Origin of the sequence: Sphingomonas sp. 8AM (assembly GCF_902506455.1) — a bacterium.
Classification (GTDB): Bacteria; Pseudomonadota; Alphaproteobacteria; order Sphingomonadales; family Sphingomonadaceae; genus Sphingomonas.
Genome location: NZ_LR733844.1, coordinates 1,781,410 through 1,799,129, shown reverse-complemented (window position 1 = coordinate 1,799,129; position 17,720 = coordinate 1,781,410). Strand labels below are relative to the sequence as shown.

Annotated in this window: 20 protein-coding genes; 12 read left to right on the top strand and 8 right to left on the bottom strand. The window is 67.0% G+C overall.

Translation table 11 applies throughout. The features are described 5' to 3' along the window. The first annotated feature begins 38 nt into the window (after positions 1-38). Positions 39-1,385, top strand: coding sequence for an amidohydrolase (locus tag BACI71_RS08550; protein WP_159757587.1), 1,347 nt, complete (start codon positions 39-41; stop codon positions 1,383-1,385). Positions 1,386-1,542: 157 nt separating this feature from the next. On the opposite strand, the gene BACI71_RS08545 is transcribed toward BACI71_RS08550, so the two are convergent. Beyond that, positions 1,543-1,971 (bottom strand): NIPSNAP family protein, encoded by a 429-nt coding sequence (locus BACI71_RS08545; protein ID WP_159757584.1) that lies wholly within the window; start codon positions 1,969-1,971, stop codon positions 1,543-1,545. Between the two features lie 131 nt (positions 1,972-2,102). On the opposite strand from BACI71_RS08545, the gene BACI71_RS08540 reads away from it, so the two are divergent. The 3 genes from BACI71_RS08540 to BACI71_RS08530 all read left to right on the top strand — a co-directional run. Further along, positions 2,103-2,288 carry a hypothetical protein gene (locus tag BACI71_RS08540; RefSeq protein WP_159757581.1) on the top strand — a complete coding sequence of 62 codons (186 nt, stop codon included), beginning with the start codon at positions 2,103-2,105 and terminating at the stop codon, positions 2,286-2,288. A gap of 32 nt (positions 2,289-2,320) precedes the next feature. Beyond that, the gene (locus BACI71_RS08535) at positions 2,321-3,274 is read left to right on the top strand and encodes a 2-hydroxyacid dehydrogenase (RefSeq protein WP_159757578.1); all 954 of its coding nucleotides are present in this window, start codon (positions 2,321-2,323) and stop codon (positions 3,272-3,274) included. Positions 3,275-3,470: 196 nt separating this feature from the next. Further along, positions 3,471-3,680, top strand: a 210-nt coding sequence (locus BACI71_RS08530; RefSeq protein WP_236552905.1) for a transposase, incomplete at its 5' end; no start/stop codon positions are given. 13 nt (positions 3,681-3,693) lie between these two features. On the opposite strand, the gene BACI71_RS08525 is transcribed toward BACI71_RS08530, so the two are convergent. From BACI71_RS08525 to BACI71_RS08515, 3 genes are read right to left on the bottom strand one after another with little or no spacing between them, the layout of a single operon-like run. Beyond that, complete coding sequence (locus BACI71_RS08525) at positions 3,694-4,752, bottom strand: DUF481 domain-containing protein (protein WP_236552904.1); 1,059 nt, start codon at positions 4,750-4,752, stop codon at positions 3,694-3,696. 12 nt (positions 4,753-4,764) lie between these two features. Further along, a complete protein-coding gene (locus BACI71_RS08520) occupies positions 4,765-5,265 on the bottom strand; it encodes an RNA pyrophosphohydrolase (RefSeq protein WP_159757572.1) in 501 nt (166 codons plus the stop codon). Positions 5,266-5,296: 31 nt separating this feature from the next. After that, positions 5,297-6,289, bottom strand: a complete 993-nt coding sequence (locus tag BACI71_RS08515; RefSeq protein ID WP_159757568.1) for an alpha/beta hydrolase — start codon at positions 6,287-6,289, stop codon at positions 5,297-5,299. A 42-nt stretch (positions 6,290-6,331) separates the two neighbouring features. Here BACI71_RS08515 and BACI71_RS08510 point away from each other — a divergent pair, with 42 nt between their 5' ends. Genes BACI71_RS08510 through BACI71_RS08500 form a run of 3 tightly spaced genes read left to right on the top strand, consistent with a single transcriptional unit; the run spans position 6,332 to position 9,828 of the window. Then, complete coding sequence (locus BACI71_RS08510) at positions 6,332-7,252, top strand: histone deacetylase family protein (protein ID WP_159757565.1); 921 nt, start codon at positions 6,332-6,334, stop codon at positions 7,250-7,252. Positions 7,253-7,260: 8 nt separating this feature from the next. Then, entirely contained in the window at positions 7,261-8,601 is a 1,341-nt protein-coding gene (locus BACI71_RS08505; RefSeq protein ID WP_159757562.1) for a cryptochrome/photolyase family protein, read from the top strand. Positions 8,602-8,613: 12 nt separating this feature from the next. Further along, on the top strand, positions 8,614-9,828 hold the full coding sequence (locus tag BACI71_RS08500) for an SAM-dependent methyltransferase (protein ID WP_159757559.1): 1,215 nt from the start codon (positions 8,614-8,616) through the stop codon (positions 9,826-9,828). A 44-nt stretch (positions 9,829-9,872) separates the two neighbouring features. Here BACI71_RS08500 and BACI71_RS08495 read toward each other — a convergent pair whose 3' ends face one another. Further along, positions 9,873-10,580 carry an SDR family NAD(P)-dependent oxidoreductase gene (locus BACI71_RS08495; protein ID WP_159757556.1) on the bottom strand — a complete coding sequence of 236 codons (708 nt, stop codon included), beginning with the start codon at positions 10,578-10,580 and terminating at the stop codon, positions 9,873-9,875. Between the two features lie 5 nt (positions 10,581-10,585). After that, positions 10,586-12,043, bottom strand: a complete 1,458-nt coding sequence (gene purF, locus BACI71_RS08490; protein WP_159757553.1) for an amidophosphoribosyltransferase — start codon at positions 12,041-12,043, stop codon at positions 10,586-10,588. A gap of 131 nt (positions 12,044-12,174) precedes the next feature. Here purF and hisI point away from each other — a divergent pair, with 131 nt between their 5' ends. Genes hisI through BACI71_RS08470 form a run of 4 tightly spaced genes read left to right on the top strand, consistent with a single transcriptional unit; the run spans position 12,175 to position 15,281 of the window. Next, positions 12,175-12,540, top strand: coding sequence for a phosphoribosyl-AMP cyclohydrolase (hisI, locus tag BACI71_RS08485; RefSeq protein WP_159757550.1), 366 nt, complete (start codon positions 12,175-12,177; stop codon positions 12,538-12,540). Next, positions 12,537-13,022 (top strand): hypothetical protein, encoded by a 486-nt coding sequence (locus BACI71_RS08480; protein ID WP_159757545.1) that lies wholly within the window; start codon positions 12,537-12,539, stop codon positions 13,020-13,022. The genes hisI and BACI71_RS08480 overlap by 4 nt, the downstream gene beginning before the upstream one ends. 32 nt (positions 13,023-13,054) lie before the next feature. Next, on the top strand, positions 13,055-13,474 hold the full coding sequence (locus BACI71_RS08475; protein WP_028965930.1) for a MerR family transcriptional regulator: 420 nt from the start codon (positions 13,055-13,057) through the stop codon (positions 13,472-13,474). 4 nt (positions 13,475-13,478) lie between these two features. Beyond that, complete coding sequence (locus BACI71_RS08470) at positions 13,479-15,281, top strand: acyl-CoA dehydrogenase C-terminal domain-containing protein (protein ID WP_159757542.1); 1,803 nt, start codon at positions 13,479-13,481, stop codon at positions 15,279-15,281. Between the two features lie 323 nt (positions 15,282-15,604). On the opposite strand, the gene BACI71_RS08465 is transcribed toward BACI71_RS08470, so the two are convergent. After that, positions 15,605-15,850, bottom strand: coding sequence for a hypothetical protein (locus BACI71_RS08465; RefSeq protein ID WP_159757539.1), 246 nt, complete (start codon positions 15,848-15,850; stop codon positions 15,605-15,607). A gap of 75 nt (positions 15,851-15,925) precedes the next feature. Beyond that, entirely contained in the window at positions 15,926-16,684 is a 759-nt protein-coding gene (locus BACI71_RS08460) for a metallophosphoesterase family protein (RefSeq protein WP_159757536.1), read from the bottom strand. 165 nt (positions 16,685-16,849) lie between these two features. Here BACI71_RS08460 and galU point away from each other — a divergent pair, with 165 nt between their 5' ends. Then, on the top strand, positions 16,850-17,719 hold the full coding sequence (galU, locus tag BACI71_RS08455; RefSeq protein ID WP_159757533.1) for a UTP--glucose-1-phosphate uridylyltransferase GalU: 870 nt from the start codon (positions 16,850-16,852) through the stop codon (positions 17,717-17,719). The last annotated feature ends 1 nt before the right edge of the window (position 17,720 follow it).

The window sequence follows — 17,720 nt, the reverse complement described above, 5'->3', positions numbered from 1 at the left end:
CGCAGACCCTAGGCTGCGGAAAACAAGGGGGTCTTGCCATGCGTTCTCTGCTTCTCGCCGCCGTCGCGCTCGGTGCGCTCGCACAGCCGGCGACCGCCGAGCCCGATTATGCCGCGGCGATCCGCGCCGATTACGACAAATCGCTCGCCGCGATGTGGGACGACTTTCACCGTCACCCCGAACTGTCGTTCAAGGAAGAGCGTACTGCCGCGAAGATGGCGGCGGCGTTGCGCGCGATTCCCGGCGTGCAGGTCACCGAAAAGGTCGGCGGCACCGGCGTGGTCGGCGTGCTGAAGAACGGCACCGGCCCGGTCGTGCTGGTCCGCGCGGACATGGACGGGCTGCCGGTCGAGGAGAAATCCGGGCTCGCCAACGCCAGCACCGTCCGGCAGGTCGGCGTCGACGGGGTCGAGGCGCCGGTCATGCACGCCTGTGGGCATGACACGCATATCGTCGGGCTGGTCGCGACCGCGCGACGGCTGGCGGCGATGAAGGATCGCTGGGCCGGGACAATCGTCTTCGTCGTCCAGCCCGCCGAGGAACGCGTCGGCGGCGCGGCGGCGATGGTCAAGGACGGGCTCTACACCCGGTTCCCCAAACCCGATTACGCCCTGGCCTATCACTCCAATTCCGAAGGGCTGGCGGGTACCGTCTCGGCCTCGGAGGACATCCAGTACAGCTCGTCCGACAGCGTCGACATCGTCGTCCCCGGCGTCGGCGCACATGGCGCGAGCCCGCAGGCTGGCAAGGACCCGGTCTATATGGCCAGCCAGCTCGTCATCGCGCTGCAAGGGCTGGTCAGCCGCGAGCGCCAGCCGCTGCGCCCCGCGGTCATCACCGTCGGCAGCTTCCACGCCGGGCTCAAGCACAACATCATCTCCGATCAGGCGAAACTGCAGGTGACGGTGCGCGCCAACGACGAGGCGACGCGCGCGCAACTGCTCGCCGGGATCAGGCGCGTCGCGCGCGGCATCGGCGAGCTGAACGGGATGCCCGCCGACAAGCTGCCGGTGGTGACGGTGATCGAGGGCACGCCGACGACGGTCAACGACGCCGCGCTGGCCCGCCGCCTGAATGCGGTGATGGCGACGACGCTGGGCGCGGACAAGGTGATCCCGTTCCAGCAGAAGGGCATGGGTGCCGAGGATTTCGCGGCGTTTATCGAGCCGAAGTACGGCATCAAGGGCTATTATTTCGCGGTCGGCGGCACGCAGCAGGCGGCGTTCGACGCGGCGGCAAAGGGCGGTCCGCCGATCCCGTCGCATCACTCGCCGCTGTTCAAGGTCGATCCGCAGGCGGTCGTCACCACCGGCGCAACCGCGATGACCGCTGCCGTGCTCGACTTGCTCAAGCCGGGTGGCGTCCCGCCGTCACCCCGGACTTGATCCGGGGTCACGCTTCTTCTCCAAGCCGTCTTTAAATGCGCGACCGGATCGAGTCCGCGGCCACGAGCGACCGTCATTGCGAGCGTAGCGAAACAATCCAGAGCCGGATCAGGACGCCCTGGATTGCTTCGCTACGCTCGCAATGACGAAACGACGGCTACTTCCCCAAAATCGGCGGCGAGTAATCCGTGGCGGTCATGAACACGCTGTCGACCTTGGTCACCAGCTTGCCCGCCGCCTCGGAAGCCGCGACCACCTTCTGCCACTCCGGGTCTTTCCCGAACGCCGCCCAATCAGCATCACGCGCCGCGCGACTGGGATAGGCGAGCACGTACACCACCCGCCCTTCCGGCGCGGCCTCGGTAGGAATCTCGTTCCAGTAAGCGACATTGGTCATGCCGTGCCTGGCGAACAGCCCCAGCGTATGCTCGCGGAAGCGCGCGTTGAGCGCCGCCGCCTTGCCGGGCGCAGGATAGTAAGTGCGCAGTTCGTAGACCGCAGTCTTCGGATCGAGCTTCGCCGGCTCGGCCTGCGCTACCCCGCTCGCCAGCATCGCCGCCACGCTCGCCCACATCATCAGTCGCATCCAGCCCCTCCTTCTCTTCTCGGCCAATGTATCGCCGCTAAACCATTGAGCGGGCAAGCCCCTCTCCTTTCCCTCGCACAAAGAAGGGCTTAATCTCGATCGTGCCCGATGATCGGGCTGGAGGATGTCCGATGCTTCGTCTGCTCGCTGTCGCCGCCGCGCTGACGCTCATGGCCCCGCCCGTCGCCGCTGCGCCGTGCAAGGATCCGAAAACCGGCAAATTCGTCAAATGCCCGCCCGTCAAAGCAACGCGCTGCAAGGGCGCCAGCGGCAAGTTCGCGAAATGCGGCACGCCCGGCGCGCGGCCGGCCGGCTGACGCGGAGCGCGCGAGCCGCTACATTGGCGGGCATGACCGACACACACATCCTCATGCCCGCCCCGATGCCTGCGGCGGTGATCGCCGCACTCGACGCGCGCTTCACGCTGCACCGGTTGTGGGAGCAGCCCGACGGCGATGCGTATCTGGCCGAACACGGCGCGGCGATCCGCGGGCTGGCCGCCAATACGCTTGCCGGGAAGGTCGGTGCGGCGCTGTTCGATCGCCTCCCCGCGCTGGAGATCGTCGCCAATTTCGGCGTCGGCTATGACAATATCGACGCACAGGCAGCGGCTGCGCGCGGGATCATGGTCACCAACACGCCCGGCGTGCTCGATGCCGAGGTCGCCGACCTCGCGCTCGGGCTGTTGCTCGCGACGATCCGGCGCTTGCCGCAGGCCGACCGTTATGTGCGTGACGGGCGCTGGGAGCAGGCCTCCTTCCCGCTCTCCCCGACGCTGCGTGGACGGACGGTCGGCATCCTCGGGCTCGGCGCGATCGGGCAGCAGATCGCGCGGCGGCTGGAAGGGTTCGAGGTCGCGATCGCCTATCACCAGCGCACCCGCCGCGAGGATGTGGCTTATGCCTATCACGACACGCCGGTCGCGCTCGCGCAGGCATGCGACGTACTGATCGCGATCGTCCCCGGTGGCCCATCGACCCGCCACCTGGTCAACGCAGAGGTGCTGGAGGCGCTGGGCAAGGATAGCATTTTCATCAACGTCGCGCGCGGCAGCGTCACGGACGAAGCGGCGCTGATCGAAGCGCTGCGCAAGGGAACGATCCTCGCCGCCGGGCTCGACGTCTATGCCGACGAGCCGCACGTCCCCGCCGAGTTGCGCGCCATGGACAATGTCGTGCTGCTGCCGCACCTCGGCTCCGCGTCCGAACAGACCCGCGCGGCGATGGGGCAACTGGTGGTCGATAATCTCATCAGCTGGTTCGACACCGGCGCGGCGCTGACCCCGGTGCCCGAAACCGCCTGACCCACGAAAAAGGGAGCAGCGCGCGCGGCGCTGCTCCCCGATCCGGTTACGCGCGCGGGGCGCGAGGTGCGGGCGGCACCTGCCCGTTCACCGCGGGCGGCGGCGGAGCGCCGGCTCCCGGAGGAGGCGGCGGGGCACCAGCGCCCGGTGCCGGCGGCGGAGCTCCTGCGCCCGGCGGCGGGGGCGGCGGTGCACNGACATGAACGCTGCGGCCGTCATCCCGTCCAAGCGCAACCGCAAGGTCGCCATCCCGCATGATGCAGGCATCTACAGGCATCGCAACCAGATCGAACGATGCTTCGGCCGCCTCAAACACTTCCGCCGCTTCGCCACACGTTATGATCGCCGCACCGTCCACTTCACCGGCTTCGTACATCTCGCCGCCGCCATGATCTGGCTACGCTGAATGTCGATCCGACCTAGAACGCGTAGACCAGGGACGCGCGACTGGTCGCGTCGGTCGTCACCCGACCGAGGGGCGGCTCGCTTTCATATTGCAGCGTGTACGACAGCCGCGCCGACAACGGTCCGAGCAGCTTCGCCTCGATCGCCGATACGCTGCGGATCGTGCTGTTGTAGCGTTCCCAATAGCCGGAGGCGCTTTGGGTTGCGGTCAGGCCGCTGAACAGCGTCCAGTTCAGCTCCATGCTCCCGCGCGCCGCAAGGCTGCCCTGCATCGTGCGGTCGGTGAAGTCGGTCTGCCGGAAAGCCGGCCCCAGTTCGATGTCGAGCGTGAGGCCGTTGCGACGAAACACGCTGTACCCCGCGCCGATCGATGCCGAATATCGATTGAAGTAGCCGAGGAAGCGATCCGACTCATACTGGCCATTACCGTAGATATAGCCCCGGTCGTTGAGCTTGTAGTTCGGCTGATAGCCCAGCGCATAGCGCTCGCGACTGGTCACACCACCGGTGCGCTGAAAATCGGCCTGCGCCGACACGCGATGCCGCCAGCGCAGGCCCTCGCGCGTCAGGTCGGCGACCCCGGTTATCCCCGTGACGTCGGAATTGCCGGTCGAGACGAACCCGCCCGCCTCGATGCGTCCGCTCCACAATTGAAACGCGCTCGCCTGCCGCACGCGCTCGTTGCGCGCGCGGGCACGAGCCTCCTTCCACTCCGTCGCACGCCGCAGCACGAGGTCGCGTGAACCCGGATCGCCGGCGCGCGCATATTTCACCAGCGTGTCGACACCGCCCTCGTCGCCGGCCTGCATCGCCGCGTCGAGCATCGCGCGCATCTCGGGCGAGATCTCCGGGCCGGGTATCTTCCCGAGCGTCACGCCGACGTCGTTGAGCACCGGTGGCGGCACCTCCGGCGGCGGCGCGGTGATCACGACCGCCTCGACCTCCAGCTCGGGTCGTTCGAGCGTCGTCTGCCGCCGCACGCGCCGCGTCGCGGTACGCCGTCGCGGTGCCGCGGCGGCGGCCGGCTCCGGCAGCGCGGCAAGGCACATCGTCCCGATCAGCACCGACAACATCGCAGGCGTCGCTCAGCGCGCTGTGGCGCCGCCACCCGGCAGATGCGGGGCAAAGGCGGCGAGCACGTCGCGATACAATTGCGCCTTGAACGGCACGATCAACCGCGGGAGGTCGGCCGGGTCGGCCCAGCGCCACGCGCGGAACTCCGGATGCGGCGTGTCGATGCGGATGTCGCCATCCTCGCCATCGAAGCGGAACAGGAACCAACGCTGTTGCTGCCCGCGATATTTGCCCTTCCAGACCTTGCCGATCATCTCGGGCGGCAGGTCGTAGAAGAAGTCGTCGGGCGCCTCGGCGATCAGCGTCACCTTGTCGGCGGTGACGCCGGTCTCCTCCCACAATTCCCGCGTCGCGGCGGCCTGCGCATCCTCTCCGGGATCGATCCCGCCCTGCGGCATCTGCCACGCCTCCAGCACGTTATCGATGCGCTGGCCGACGAACACCTGTCCGTCGCGGTTGAGGAGCATCACGCCCGCACACGGGCGGTAGGGCAGGGAGTCTGGCGCAGTCATGCCGGTCGAATAGGCCGCGTATCGAGGCGCTTCAACCCGCCGCTTTCGCGTTTTCGATAGCGCGCGCCGCCGACGCGACGGCCGTGCGTACCGCCGTCAGAAAGGCGGCAAGATCCTGCTGACTCGACGGGATCGCGCGGCGCAGCGTCGCGAAGCCGTGGATGTTGCCACGCGCCTCCTGATAGGCGACCGGTACGCCCGCCAAGGCGAGCGCGGCGGCGTAGGCGCGCGCCTGATCGCGCAAGGGGTCGAGTCCCGCCGCGACGATCACCGCCGGCGGCAACGCAGTTGCGTCACCGATGAGCGGCGAGAAGCGCGCGTCGTGCGCATCGGGACGATAATGGTCGCCGAACCATCCCATCGCCTCGCGCGTCAGCAGATAGCCATCAGCGAAGGCGTCAAGCGAGGAATAAGGCCGTGTTGCATCTGTTGCCGGATACAGAGGCGCCTGAACCAGCACCGGCACCGCGGCGGGGCGGTCGCGCAGCGCCATGCTGGTCACGATCGTCAGATTGCCCCCCGCGCTGTCGCCGGTCAGCACGAGGCCGGTCACGGCTCGCTCCAGCGCGGCGGGGCTCTCCGCCACCCACCGCGCCGCCGCCTCGGCATCCTCGACGGCGGCAGGAAAGGGCGCTTCAGGCGCAAGCCGGTAGTCGACCGAGATTACCGGCAGGTCGAGTTGCCTCGCCATCTCGGCGGCGAGGCTGGCGTGGCTATCGACGCTGCCGATCACCCAGCCGCCGCCATGGAAGAAGACGATCGCCGGCCCGGCCGCGCGCTCGGCACGCGCATCGAACAGCCGCGCCGAAAGTGCGCCGGCCGGGCCGGGGATTGTCAGGTCGCGTACCACCGCCAATTCACCGCGTGGCGGATCAGCGACGTCGCACATCGCCAGCATGGCGGCGCGCGCGTCAGCAACAGCCATCTCGTGCGTGCGCGGGCCGGGAAGATTGTTGAGATAGCCAAGGAAAGCCGCAACATCAGGCCGGACGAACGGCGTATCGGCAATGACAGGCTTGGTCATTCGCTACTCCTGCACGGGGGCACCCGCACCTATTTTAGATCGATGATCGCCATCGTCCACCATCCCGATTACGTCACCGAGGCACCCGCGCGCAGCACCTATCGCTGGGGCAAGAACGGAGCGATCCGCGATCTGCTGCGCGCCGAGGGCGACCGGATCACCTGGCACGCGCCGGAGCCGATGCCGCAACGCTGGCTCGAGGCAGCGCACGACCCCGACTATGTCGCGCAGGTACTCGCCGCGCAGGTGCCCGCGATCAAGGAGCGGCGGATCGGCTTTCCCGTCACACCAATCGTGGCGCGTCGTGCGCAGATGGTACCCGGCGGCACCTATCTCGCCGCCTTGCTCGCGCTCGAGCACGGCTTCGCCGCCAACACCGCCGGGGGCAGCCACCATGCACTGGCCGACACTGGCGCGGGTTATTGCGTCTTCAACGATCTGGCGGTTGCGGCATTGCGGCTGGTCGAGGAAGGAACGACCACGCGCGTGCTGATCGTCGATGTCGACGTGCATCAGGGCGACGGCACCGCGGCGCTCACCGCCGGGCACCCACAGATCGCGACATATTCGATCCATGCCGAGAAGAACTTCCCCGCGCGCAAGGCGCGATCCACCCTCGACGTGCCGCTGGCCGATGCGATCAGCGATGACGCCTATCTGGCGGTGCTCGACGAAACGCTCGCGCCGCTGATCGCCGACTGGCAGCCGACATTGATCCTCTATCAGGGCGGTGTTGATCCGTTCGCTGGCGATCGGCTCGGTCGGTTGGCGCTCAGCGAGGACGGGCTGGTTCGCCGCGACCGGCTGGTCGCGCGGCTGGCGATTGCCGCCGGCATCCCGCTCGCGTGTACGGTGGGCGGCGGCTATGGCGACGACGTGATGGCGATCGCGGCGCGTCATGTGCGGGTGATTTCGACACTTGGCGATGCCTTTGCCGGAACCGCGCAGCCGCATCGTTCGTAGCCCGAACGATGACCACCTTGCTCTGGCTGCGACAGGATTTGCGCCTCAACGATCAGCCGGCGCTCGCCGCCGCCGCGCGGCAGGGACCGGTGATCCCGGTCTATATCCTCGACGACGACGCGCCCGGCGACTGGCGGATCGGCGGCGCGCAGCGCTGGTGGCTGCATTACAGCATTGCCACGCTTGACAGCGCGCTGCGTGACCACGGCAGCCGTCTCGTCCTGCGCCGCGGCGCTGCGGTGTCGGTCCTCACCGAACTGCTGGGCTCGACCGGGGCCGAGGCGATCCATGCGATACGGCATTACGAACCATGGTGGCGCAAGGCGGAGGCGGCGCTCGGCGAACGCCTGTGCCTCCACGACGGCAATCATCTCGCTCCGCCCGAGCAGGTCAGGACTGGTTCCGGTGGACAGTTCCGCATCTATTCGGCCTTCTGGAGGGGTTTGCAGGAGCATCTGCCGCCCGAGAAGCCGCTGCCGGCACCTGACGCAATTCCCGCCCCGGATCATTGGCCGAGGGGCGACAAGCTCGCCGACTGGCAGCTTCTACCGACCAAGCCCGATTGGACGGGCGGGTTCGACTGGACCCCGGGCGAGGCGGAAGCGCAGCGGAAAATCGCAGCCCTCGCTCTCGAAGGCTATGACGATCGGCGCAATTTGCCCTCCGAGGAAGGCACGTCGCGGCTGTCGCCGCATCTCCATTTCGGCGAGGTGTCGCCGCGCGCGGTCTGGTACGCCAGCGATGCGCATGAGGTCACTTTCCGCAAGGAACTGGCGTGGCGCGACTTTACCGATGGCGTGGTGCTCGCGCTGCCGGACTATGCCCGCAAGAACGGCCGCGACGCCTTCGACAAGCTTCCGTGGCGCACCGGCAAGGCATCTGCGGCCGATCTACGCGCGTGGCAGACGGGGCACACCGGCTATCCGATCGTCGACGCCGGCATGAGGCAGCTTTGGCAGACCGGCTGGATGCACAATCGCGTGCGAATGATCACCGCCTCGTTCCTCATCAAGCATCTGCTGATCGACTGGCGCGAGGGTGAGCGTTGGTTCTGGGACTGCCTCGTCGACGCCGATTACGGCAACAACGCCGTCAACTGGCAATGGGTCGCGGGCACCGGGATCGACGCCAACATGTTCGGGCGGATCATGGCGCCGCTGACCCAGTCCGAGAAGTTCGATGCGGGCGACTACATCCGGCAGTGGGTGCCTGAGCTGAAAGGTCTGACGGACGAGGCGATCCACGATCCAGACGCCACCGGCCGCCGCCCCGACGATTATCCGCCCAAGCTGATCGGGCACCGCGAGGCACGCGAACGCGCGCTGGCGGCGGGCCGGAAGGTACGTTAGGGCGCGTCCGCCATGGACGCGGCCACCTCTCATCCTTCCCCATCACGGGGCCGCGCGCGGCTGTTCGCGCCGATGTTGCATCGCATCCTCGATCGCATCGACCGCGGGCTGCGCGAAGGCGCGATCGAGGCGCAGCTCCCTGACGGTACGCAGCGGTTGCTCGGAGGTCATGCGCCGGGGCCGGTCGCGGTGGTGCGGCTGGTGCGGTGGCGTGCGCTGTGGCGGCTGGTCACTGCGGGTTCGATCGGATGGTACGAAGGGTGGGCGGCGGGCGACTGGACCAGTCCCGATCCGGTGCCAGTCTTTGATCTGTTCGTGCGCAACCGCGCCGCGCTCGGCAATGTCGCGCGCGCCAAGCATATCGCCCGGCTCGCGGTATGGCTCGGGCATCGCCTGCGCCGCAATGACCGCAGCGGCGCACGGCGCAACATCGCCGCGCATTACGACCTGGGGAACGATTTCTACCGCGAATGGCTCGACGCCACACTGACCTATTCAAGCGCGCTCGGCATCGTGGCGGGTGAGCCGCTGGAGGTGGCGCAGCAGCGAAAGCTCGACGCGATCCTCAGCCGCACCGCCGCTTCAGCGGGGCAGTCGATCCTTGAGATCGGCTGCGGCTGGGGTTCGTTCGCGGCGACCGCGGCTGCCTCCGACGTCGCGGTGCACGGGCTGACGCTATCCACCGAACAGCGCGATCATGTGCTCGCGCGCGGGCTGGCGGGTGTCACGGTCGCGCTGACCGACTATCGCGATGTCGCGGGCACGTTTGACGCGGTTGCCAGCATCGAGATGGTCGAGGCAGTCGGACCCGAATACTGGCCCGCCTATCTCGCGACGATCGCACGCGTGCTGAAACCGGGTGGCCGCGCTGCGCTGCAATTCATCACCATCGCCGACGATATCTGGGACGCCTATAACGGCAGCGCCGACTTCATTCAGCGCTATGTTTTTCCCGGTGGTTCGCTGCTCTCCACCAGCCGTTTCCGCGCGCTCGCCGAGGCGCACGGGCTGGCGTGGCAGGACGAGCAAAGCTTCGGGCCCGATTATGCCGAAACGCTGCTCGAATGGCGTCGCCGTTTCGATCGCGCGGTCGTCGAAGGGCGACTGCCGACCCGCTTCGACACGCGCTTCCAGCAACTCTGGCGTTATTACCTGATGTATTGCGAGGGCGGTTTTCGCGGCGGCGGCATCGACGTCATGCAGGTGACGCTGGTCAAGGCGGGTTGACACGGGTCGCTCCGGATTGAGGCCGGGGCGGCAGTACAGTGAAGTCAGCCGACCCGCTCGCGATGGTTCACCGGGAACCCCTCGATCGCCAACGCCACGATCCGCTCCGCAACCGTCTCGGGCGGCTTGACCGAAGCGGGGTCCTCACCGGGATAGGCCCGCGCCCGCATCTTGGTCCGCGTTGCGCCCGGATCGAGCACAGCCACCCGGATCTTGCTCACCTCGGCGGTTTCGTCGCCATAAGCCTCCAGGAGCGTCTCGAACGCCGCTTTCGAGGCACCATAGGCGCCCCAATAGGCGCGCGGTGTACGCCCGACCGACGACGTCACGCCAATGACGCGTGCGGCGGCGGAGCGGCGCAGCATCGAATCGAACGCCTGGATCAACGCCACCTGTGCCGAGACGTTGAGCGTCAGAACCTGGGCCAGTTCCTTGGCGTCGATCGCCGGCACCGCTGCGAGCGATCCGAGCATGCCGGCATTCAGCACCATGACATCCAGCGCTTGCCAGCGCTCGCCAATCGCGGTCGCCAGCCGGGCGATCGAATCGCTCTGCGCCAGATCGAGCGGCGCGATCGTCGCGGAGCCGCCCGCGTCGAAAATCCGCTGCTCGACCTCTTCGAGCCCGCTGGCGGTACGTGCGGTCAGGACGACGTGCGCGCCCTGTTCCGCGAGTGCGATCGCGGTCGCAGCGCCGATCCCGCGGCTCGCGCCGGTCACCAGCGCGAGCTTGTCCTTCAACGACTTGTCCATGCGCGTCAGTTCACTCGCTCGGCCAGCATGGCAAACTGATCGACCGCACTCGACTCGTCATGGTCGGTCAACGTGGTCGGATAGTCGCCGGTAAAGCACGCATCGCAATATCGCGGCCGTCCCTCCGCGCGCTGCGCCTCGCCCAAGGCCTTGTAGAGGCCGTCGATCGACACGAACGACAGGCTGTCGGCATGGATGAAGTCGGTCATCCCGCCCAGATCCAGTTTCGCCGCGAGCAGCTTGGCGCGCTCGGGCGTGTCGACACCGTAGAAGCAGCTATGCCGCGTCGGCGGCGAGGCGATGCGCATATGCACCTCCGCCGCACCTGCTTCGCGCATCATCTGCACGATCTTGAGCGACGTGGTCCCGCGCACGATCGAGTCATCGATCAGCACGACCTTCTTGCCCTGGATCAGCGCGCGGTTCGCATTGTGCTTCAGCTTGACGCCCAGATGACGAACCTTGTCGCCAGGCTGGATGAAGGTGCGACCGACATAGTGCGAACGGATAATGCCAAGCTCGAACGGGATGCCCGATTCCTGCGCATAGCCGATCGCCGCCGGCACGCCCGAGTCAGGGACCGGGATGACGAGGTCAGCGTCGACCGGCGCTTCGATCGCGAGTTGCGCACCGATGTTCTTGCGCACCGAATAGATCGAATGATCGTCGACGATCGAATCGGGACGCGAGAAATACACCCACTCGAAGATGCAGGGTCGTGCCGCGAGCTGCTCGAAGGGGCGGATCGAGCGCAATTCGCCATTCTGGACGATCACCAGCTCGCCCGGATCGACCGAGCGTTCAAAGGTGGCACCGACCACGTCGAGGGCGACAGTCTCACTGGCGAAGATATAGGTCTCGCCGAGCTTGCCCATCACCAGCGGTCGGATGCCGAGCGGGTCTCGGCACGCGATCATCCCGTCGGGAGTCATCACGATCAATGCATAGGCGCCCTCGACCTGCTTGAGCGCGTCAATGAATTTGTCGAGCAAGGTACGATACTGGCTGGTCGCGACCAGGTGGATGATCGTCTCGGTATCGGAGGTCGACTGGAAGATCGAACCGCGCCGCACCAGCTCGCGCCGCAGGCGCATCGCATTTGAGATATTGCCGTTGTGCGCGATCGCAAACCCGCCCGACTGCAATTCCGCATAGAGCGGCTGAACGTTGCGCAGCGCGGTCTCGCCGGTGGTCGAGTAACGGACGTGACCGCAGGCGACATCGCCGGCCAGCGCGCGGATCACGTCGTCGCGATCGAAATTGCCTGCGACATGCCCCATCGCGCGATGCGTGTGGAAGACATCGCCGTCGAAGCTGGTGATGCCCGCGGCCTCCTGGCCGCGGTGCTGGAGCGCATGGAGGCCCAGCGCGACGAGCGCGGCCGCGCCCTCCGAGCCGGAAGCACCGAAGATGCCGCATTCCTCATGCAGATGATCGTCGTCGAACGGATGTGTGGTCAGCATAAGCGGTGGGAGGCTCGCGTTGTGCGGAGCCGCATATAGCGAGCGTCGCGCGAATGTCATCAACCACCGCGGACCGGTCGACGATATCGTGCGTTGTGGCCCGCCGTTGGCTGTTCTACGCCGTCGCCAAGATGAGCGATTCACGAGAAAATGGCAGCGATTTCCTGCCCAGGTTCGACGCCGCCGGGCTGGTGACCGCTGTGGTCACCGACCGGGCCACCGGCATGGTGCTGATGGTCGCGCATATGGACGCCGCGGCGGTCGAGGCGACGCGCACCACCGGGGAAGCGACGTTCTTCTCGCGTAGCCGCGGGCGCTTGTGGAAGAAGGGCGAGACCTCCGGGAATGTGCTGCATGTCGTCGAGATCCGCGTCGACTGCGATCAGGATGCGCTGTGGATCATCGCCGAGCCGGCAGGTCCGGCCTGTCACACCGGTGCGCCCAGTTGCTTCTATCGTCGGCTGACGGCCTCGGGTCTGGAGCGCGTCGCCGGATGACGCGCGTCGCGGTGGCGTTATCGCTGCTGCTTGCCGCCTGTTCGGCGACGCCCGTCGCCAGCGATGACGACGACGCCGGCCGGGCGCTGGAGAGCGCGGCGCGTCGCGCGGGAATCGCCGGCGACATGGCTGATGCCGGTGGCGTCTATGCTGCCGGCGACGACCGGCTGTGCCTCGTCGGGAGCGCCGCGCGCTATCGAGTGGGCGTCAACGTCGACTTTGGGGACGGACAGCGCTGCATCGCCCGAGGCGTCGCGCGTGGTCGCGACGCGCTGGCGATCGACCTCGGAAACGGGTGCCTTTTCACCGCGACGCGGAACGGCGATCGTTTGCTGTTTCCTCCGCGCAGTCCGCCGGCCTGTGCGCGAGCCTGTCAGGGGCGCGCGACACTCGACGCGCTCGTGCTCGACCGTCTGAGCGAGGCGGGTGGCGAAGCGGAGCGACTGCGTGGCGGCGACGGAAAGCTGCTGTGCGACAATTGACGTTCACGTAAAGGGAAGGTATGTTCAGCTCCATGAGCGCTTCTGCTGCCTATGCCGTTGTATCGCCGCGGCCTGACCGCGAGAGCTTCACGATTACCGACCTGTCGGCGGAGTTCGGTGTTACGCCGCGCGCGTTGCGCTTCTATGAGGACGAGGGATTGATCGCGCCGGAGCGGCGCGGACTGGTCCGCATCTATTCGCATCGCGACCGGGCGCGACTGGCGTGGATCCTGCGCGGCAAGCGCGTCGGATTCAGCCTCGCCGATATCCGCGAGATGATCGACCTCTACGATCTCGGCGACGGTCGCCAGACGCAGCGTGCGGTGGCGATACAGCGCTGCCGTGACCGGATCGCGGCGCTGGAGCAGCAGAAGCACGACCTTGACGCCGCCATCACCGAGCTGACCGAATTCGTCGGCGTGCTCGACGGCGGCGCAACCAGGAAAGAGTGAGACGATGCCGCAGTATACGCCGCCGATCCGCGACACCCGCTTCGTACTCGAACATGTCGTCGGGCTCGATCGCTATGCCAATGTTCCCGGCTTCGCCGCCGCTACCCCCGATACGGTCGAGGCGGTGCTGGAGGAGGGCGGACGCTTCGTTGCCGAGGTGTTGTTCCCGCTCAACCAGTCGGGCGATCAGGAGGGCTGCACGCGGCACGAGGACGGCAGCGTGACGACACCGAAAGGCTTCAAGGAAGCCTATGCCAGGTTCGTCGAATCGGGCTGGGGTACGCTCAGCGCGCCGGAAGCGTTCGGCGGGCAGGGGATGCCGCATGTCGTCTCGACGGCGTTCCAGGAATATATGATTTCTGCGAACATGGCGTTCGCCATGTATCCGGGGCTCGCCCACGGCGCGATCGCCGCGCTGGTCGTGAAAGGCAGCCCCGAGCAGCAGCAGAAATATTTGCCGCGGATGGTGTCGGGCGAATGGGGCGGCACGATGAACCTGACCGAGCCGCAGTGCGGCACCGATTTGGGGCTGATCCGCACCCGCGCCGAGCCGCAGGCGGACGGCAGCTACAGCATCACCGGCACCAAGATCTTCATCTCGGCGGGTGAGCATGACCTGACCGACAACATCATCCACCTGGTACTGGCCAAGACGCCGGGCGCGCCGGATAGCTCGAAGGGCATTTCGCTGTTCGTGGTGCCGAAGGTGATGGTCAACGACGACGGATCGCTCGGGGAGCGCAACGCAGTGTCCTGCGGCTCGATCGAGCACAAGATGGGCATCCACGGCAACTCGACGTGCGTCATGAACTATGACGGCGCGACCGGCTGGCTGGTCGGCGAGGAGATGAAGGGCCTCGCCGCGATGTTCATCATGATGAACGCGGCACGGCTCGGCGTCGGCCTGCAGGGCCTCGGCGTTGCCGAAACCGCCTATCAGAACGCCGTGCACTATGCGCAGGATCGCCGGCAGGGCCGCGCGCTGACCGGTCCGGCGGAACCGGGTGAGAAGGCGGACACCTTGTTCGTCCACCCCGACGTCCGCCGGATGCTGATGGATGCCAAGGCGTGGACCGAGGGGCTGCGGGCTTTGTGTCTGTGGGGCGCGCTCCAGGCCGATCTCGAGCACAATGCCGATGCCGAAGAGGATCGTCAGCTCGCGGGCGATTTGCTTGGCCTGCTCACCCCGGTCATCAAGGGCGTCGGCACCGATCGCGGCTATCAGATCGCGACCAACGCGCAGCAGGTGTATGGCGGACACGGTTACATCCGCGAGTGGGGGATGGAGCAATACGTTCGCGATTCGCGGATCGCGATGATCTATGAAGGCACCAACGGCGTGCAGGCGATGGACCTCGTCGGCCGCAAGCTGGCGCAGAATGGCGGGCGTGCGGTGCAGGCGTTCGGGCGGCTGGTGATGGAGGAGATCGCCACTGGCAAGAACAACCCCGCGGTCGCTGACATCGCGCAACGGCTCGAGAAGGCGGCGGGCGAGTTGCAGGCGGCGACGATGTGGTTCCTCGCCAACGGCATGAAGGACCCGAACAACGTCGGCGCGGGCGCGGTGCCGTACATGCATCTGGTCGGCGCGGTCGCGACCGGGCTGATGTGGCTGCGGATGGCGAGCGCGGCGGTCAGGCTGAAGGGCGAGGGGCAGGGGGATGCCGCGTTCCTCGACGCCAAGCTGGTCACGGCGCGCTACTTCGCCGAACGCGTACTGCCGGAGGCGGGTTCGCTGCGACGCCAGATTGAGGGCGGGGCGGAAGCGATCATGGCCCTGCCGCCGGAGATGTTCGCGGCGGCGTGAAGGGATCGGGTCGGGTCGCGCTCCAGCGCGCGACCCGTACTCGCCGCCGGTGCAAGATTGACGGAGCGGGATCCGGCGTCCTGCATCCTGCTCGCCACATCAGGCGTGACGGACGACACCGCCCCGCGGGCAGCCGACGACAGCGTGCACAATCTCGATCCGTTCGTTTCCCCGGATCCGATCAGGGCATCTTCTTCTCAGCCGTGCGTCGACGTCGATGGGCAGGGCGGGTCTAACGCCTGGGAGGCTCAAGCCCAGCCGACACCAGACAAAAAAATAGCGGCCCGAGGGCCGCTATTCCTTCTCCCGAAGGAGGAAACAGCTCAGTTGCTGTCCGAGCTATCGTCTTCGTCAGCGACGACGACGATGCCGGCCACGACGGCCGCAGCTGCCAGAACGGCAACGATCACGCCGCCACCGGCGAGCTCGTTCTTCTTGGCCGACGGGGCCGAAGCGCGAACCGACTTGGCGACCGAGAGGCTCGCTGCCGAGTTGGCAGGCGCAGCCATCGCCGGAGCAACCGCCAGCGTGGCGGCGGCAGCAGCGAGCATATACTTCGCAATACGCATGATGAACTCCCTTTGCGTGCAGGGCATCTCATAGCTGCGCGGGTGGAAATTGCAAGCGCGGATCACCGCGATGCATCATGTGTTCAGTATCCAGGTTTGACGATCCTCGATGCCGAGCGCGGTCAGCTTTCCCGAGGCGTAAGCGCCGGTATCCACGCCGATCCGATTGGGTCGGCGGTCGACCTCCGGGGTGATCGTATGTCCATGGACGATCATTTTCGGAAAGGCGCCGCGATGGTCGAGGAAGCTGTCGCGGATCCAGCGTAGGTCGCTGGGTTTCTGCTCCTCCAGCGGTACGTCAGGGCGGACACCGGCATGAACGAAGGCGTAATCGCCAGAGACGATAAAATCCTCAAAACCATCGAGGAAGGCGCGATGCCCGGCCGGGACCAGCGCCTCCATCCGCGCGGCAAGCTCCGGATAATCGAGCGAATCATACTCCGCACGCCCCACACCGTAGCTCAGCACGGTTTCCTTGCCGCCAACGCGACAGAACATCCGGAGCGCGTCCTTGGCGCCGGACAGCGCATGCAGGAACAATTCCTCGTGATTGCCCTTGAGGAAGCGAACGCGCGGTCGTTCCTGCGCCAGCGTCATCAGCCGCGCGATCACACCAGCCGAATCGGGACCACGGTCGACGAGATCGCCCAGGAAGATCAACGTCGTCTCGGCTGATCCGCGCGCCGCGTCATCGGCATCGATCATCGCCAGCAACCGTTCCAGCTCGACGCGGCAACCGTGAATGTCTCCGATTGCGTAGATGCGGCTGCCCGGTGCGGGAGCGGGGGCGGCGTCAGCAGCGACACGTGACGAACGAAGCAGCTTCTTGAGCATGAGAACGCAAAGACCAGCGATGTCGGGATGGAGGCGGTGCTTAGGCCGATCGTCCGGTCATCGCAAGCCGCGTGCCGCCGGTCGCGCGGGACGCCGACCGTTACGCTAACGAATTGCGATCCTTGGCGCCCGCCGGTACAGAGCCGGCGCCAACAGGAGGATCGAATGACCATCAAGCCGGTACGCAAGGCGATTTTCCCCGTGGCGGGGCTCGGCACCCGTTTCCTGCCCGCCACCAAGGCGATGCCCAAGGAGATGCTGACGGTCGTCGACAAGCCGCTGATCCAATATGCGGTCGAGGAAGCGCTGGAGGCGGGGATCGAGCAGATCATCTTCGTCACCGGGCGGGGCAAGGGCGCGCTCGAGGATCATTTCGACATTTCGTTCGAGCTCGAAACGACGATGCGCGCGCGCGGCAAGAGCCTGTCGGTGATCGAGAACATTCGCCAGCAGCCCGGCTCGCCGGTCTACGTTCGCCAGCAGGAGCCGCTCGGTCTAGGCCATGCGGTCTGGTGCGCGCGCGACATCGTCGGGGACGAGCCGTTCGCGGTGCTGCTCCCCGACGAACTGATGGTCGGCTCGCCGAACTTCATGGCGCAGATGGTGCAGGCCTATGACAAGGTCGGCGGCAACGTGATCGGCGCGCTCGAAGTGGCGCCGGAAGAGACCGACAAATACGGCATCATCTCGCCGGGCGCGCGCGACGGCGCGCTGACCGAGGTGACCGCCTTGGTCGAAAAGCCCGCGAAGGGCAGCGCGCCGTCGAACCTGATGATCCCGGGGCGCTACATCCTCCAGCCCGAGGTCATGAAGATCCTCGACGCGAAGGAGAAGGGTGCCGGCGGCGAGATCCAGCTGACCGACGCGATGGCCAAGCTGATCGGGCAACAGCCCTTCCACGGCTTCACCTTCAACGGCGAGCGGTTCGATTGCGGCGACAAGACCGGCTTCGTGACGGCCAACCTCGCGCTGGCGATGGCGCGCGGCGACATCGGCGCGGCGGTTCGCGCCTTTGCGGAAGCGCGGCTCGGCTGAT

Coding starts and splice junctions, on each gene's coding strand:
- purF (WP_159757553.1), bottom strand. CDS start 12,043: ATGCTGACCACACATCCGTTCGACGACGATCATCTGCATGAGGAATGC.
- BACI71_RS08460 (WP_159757536.1), bottom strand. CDS start 16,684: ATGCTCAAGAAGCTGCTTCGTTCGTCACGTGTCGCTGCTGACGCCGCC.
- galU (WP_159757533.1), top strand. CDS start 16,850: ATGACCATCAAGCCGGTACGCAAGGCGATTTTCCCCGTGGCGGGGCTC.
- BACI71_RS08520 (WP_159757572.1), bottom strand. CDS start 5,265: ATGACTGCGCCAGACTCCCTGCCCTACCGCCCGTGTGCGGGCGTGATG.
- BACI71_RS08525 (WP_236552904.1), bottom strand. CDS start 4,752: ATGTTGTCGGTGCTGATCGGGACGATGTGCCTTGCCGCGCTGCCGGAG.
- BACI71_RS08515 (WP_159757568.1), bottom strand. CDS start 6,289: ATGACCAAGCCTGTCATTGCCGATACGCCGTTCGTCCGGCCTGATGTT.
- BACI71_RS08465 (WP_159757539.1), bottom strand. CDS start 15,850: ATGCGTATTGCGAAGTATATGCTCGCTGCTGCCGCCGCCACGCTGGCG.
- BACI71_RS08470 (WP_159757542.1), top strand. CDS start 13,479: ATGCCGCAGTATACGCCGCCGATCCGCGACACCCGCTTCGTACTCGAA.
- BACI71_RS08540 (WP_159757581.1), top strand. CDS start 2,103: ATGCTTCGTCTGCTCGCTGTCGCCGCCGCGCTGACGCTCATGGCCCCG.
- BACI71_RS08550 (WP_159757587.1), top strand. CDS start 39: ATGCGTTCTCTGCTTCTCGCCGCCGTCGCGCTCGGTGCGCTCGCACAG.
- BACI71_RS08505 (WP_159757562.1), top strand. CDS start 7,261: ATGACCACCTTGCTCTGGCTGCGACAGGATTTGCGCCTCAACGATCAG.
- BACI71_RS08500 (WP_159757559.1), top strand. CDS start 8,614: ATGGACGCGGCCACCTCTCATCCTTCCCCATCACGGGGCCGCGCGCGG.
- BACI71_RS08510 (WP_159757565.1), top strand. CDS start 6,332: ATGATCGCCATCGTCCACCATCCCGATTACGTCACCGAGGCACCCGCG.
- BACI71_RS08535 (WP_159757578.1), top strand. CDS start 2,321: ATGACCGACACACACATCCTCATGCCCGCCCCGATGCCTGCGGCGGTG.
- BACI71_RS08495 (WP_159757556.1), bottom strand. CDS start 10,580: ATGGACAAGTCGTTGAAGGACAAGCTCGCGCTGGTGACCGGCGCGAGC.
- BACI71_RS08480 (WP_159757545.1), top strand. CDS start 12,537: ATGACGCGCGTCGCGGTGGCGTTATCGCTGCTGCTTGCCGCCTGTTCG.
- hisI (WP_159757550.1), top strand. CDS start 12,175: ATGAGCGATTCACGAGAAAATGGCAGCGATTTCCTGCCCAGGTTCGAC.
- BACI71_RS08475 (WP_028965930.1), top strand. CDS start 13,055: ATGAGCGCTTCTGCTGCCTATGCCGTTGTATCGCCGCGGCCTGACCGC.
- BACI71_RS08545 (WP_159757584.1), bottom strand. CDS start 1,971: ATGCGACTGATGATGTGGGCGAGCGTGGCGGCGATGCTGGCGAGCGGG.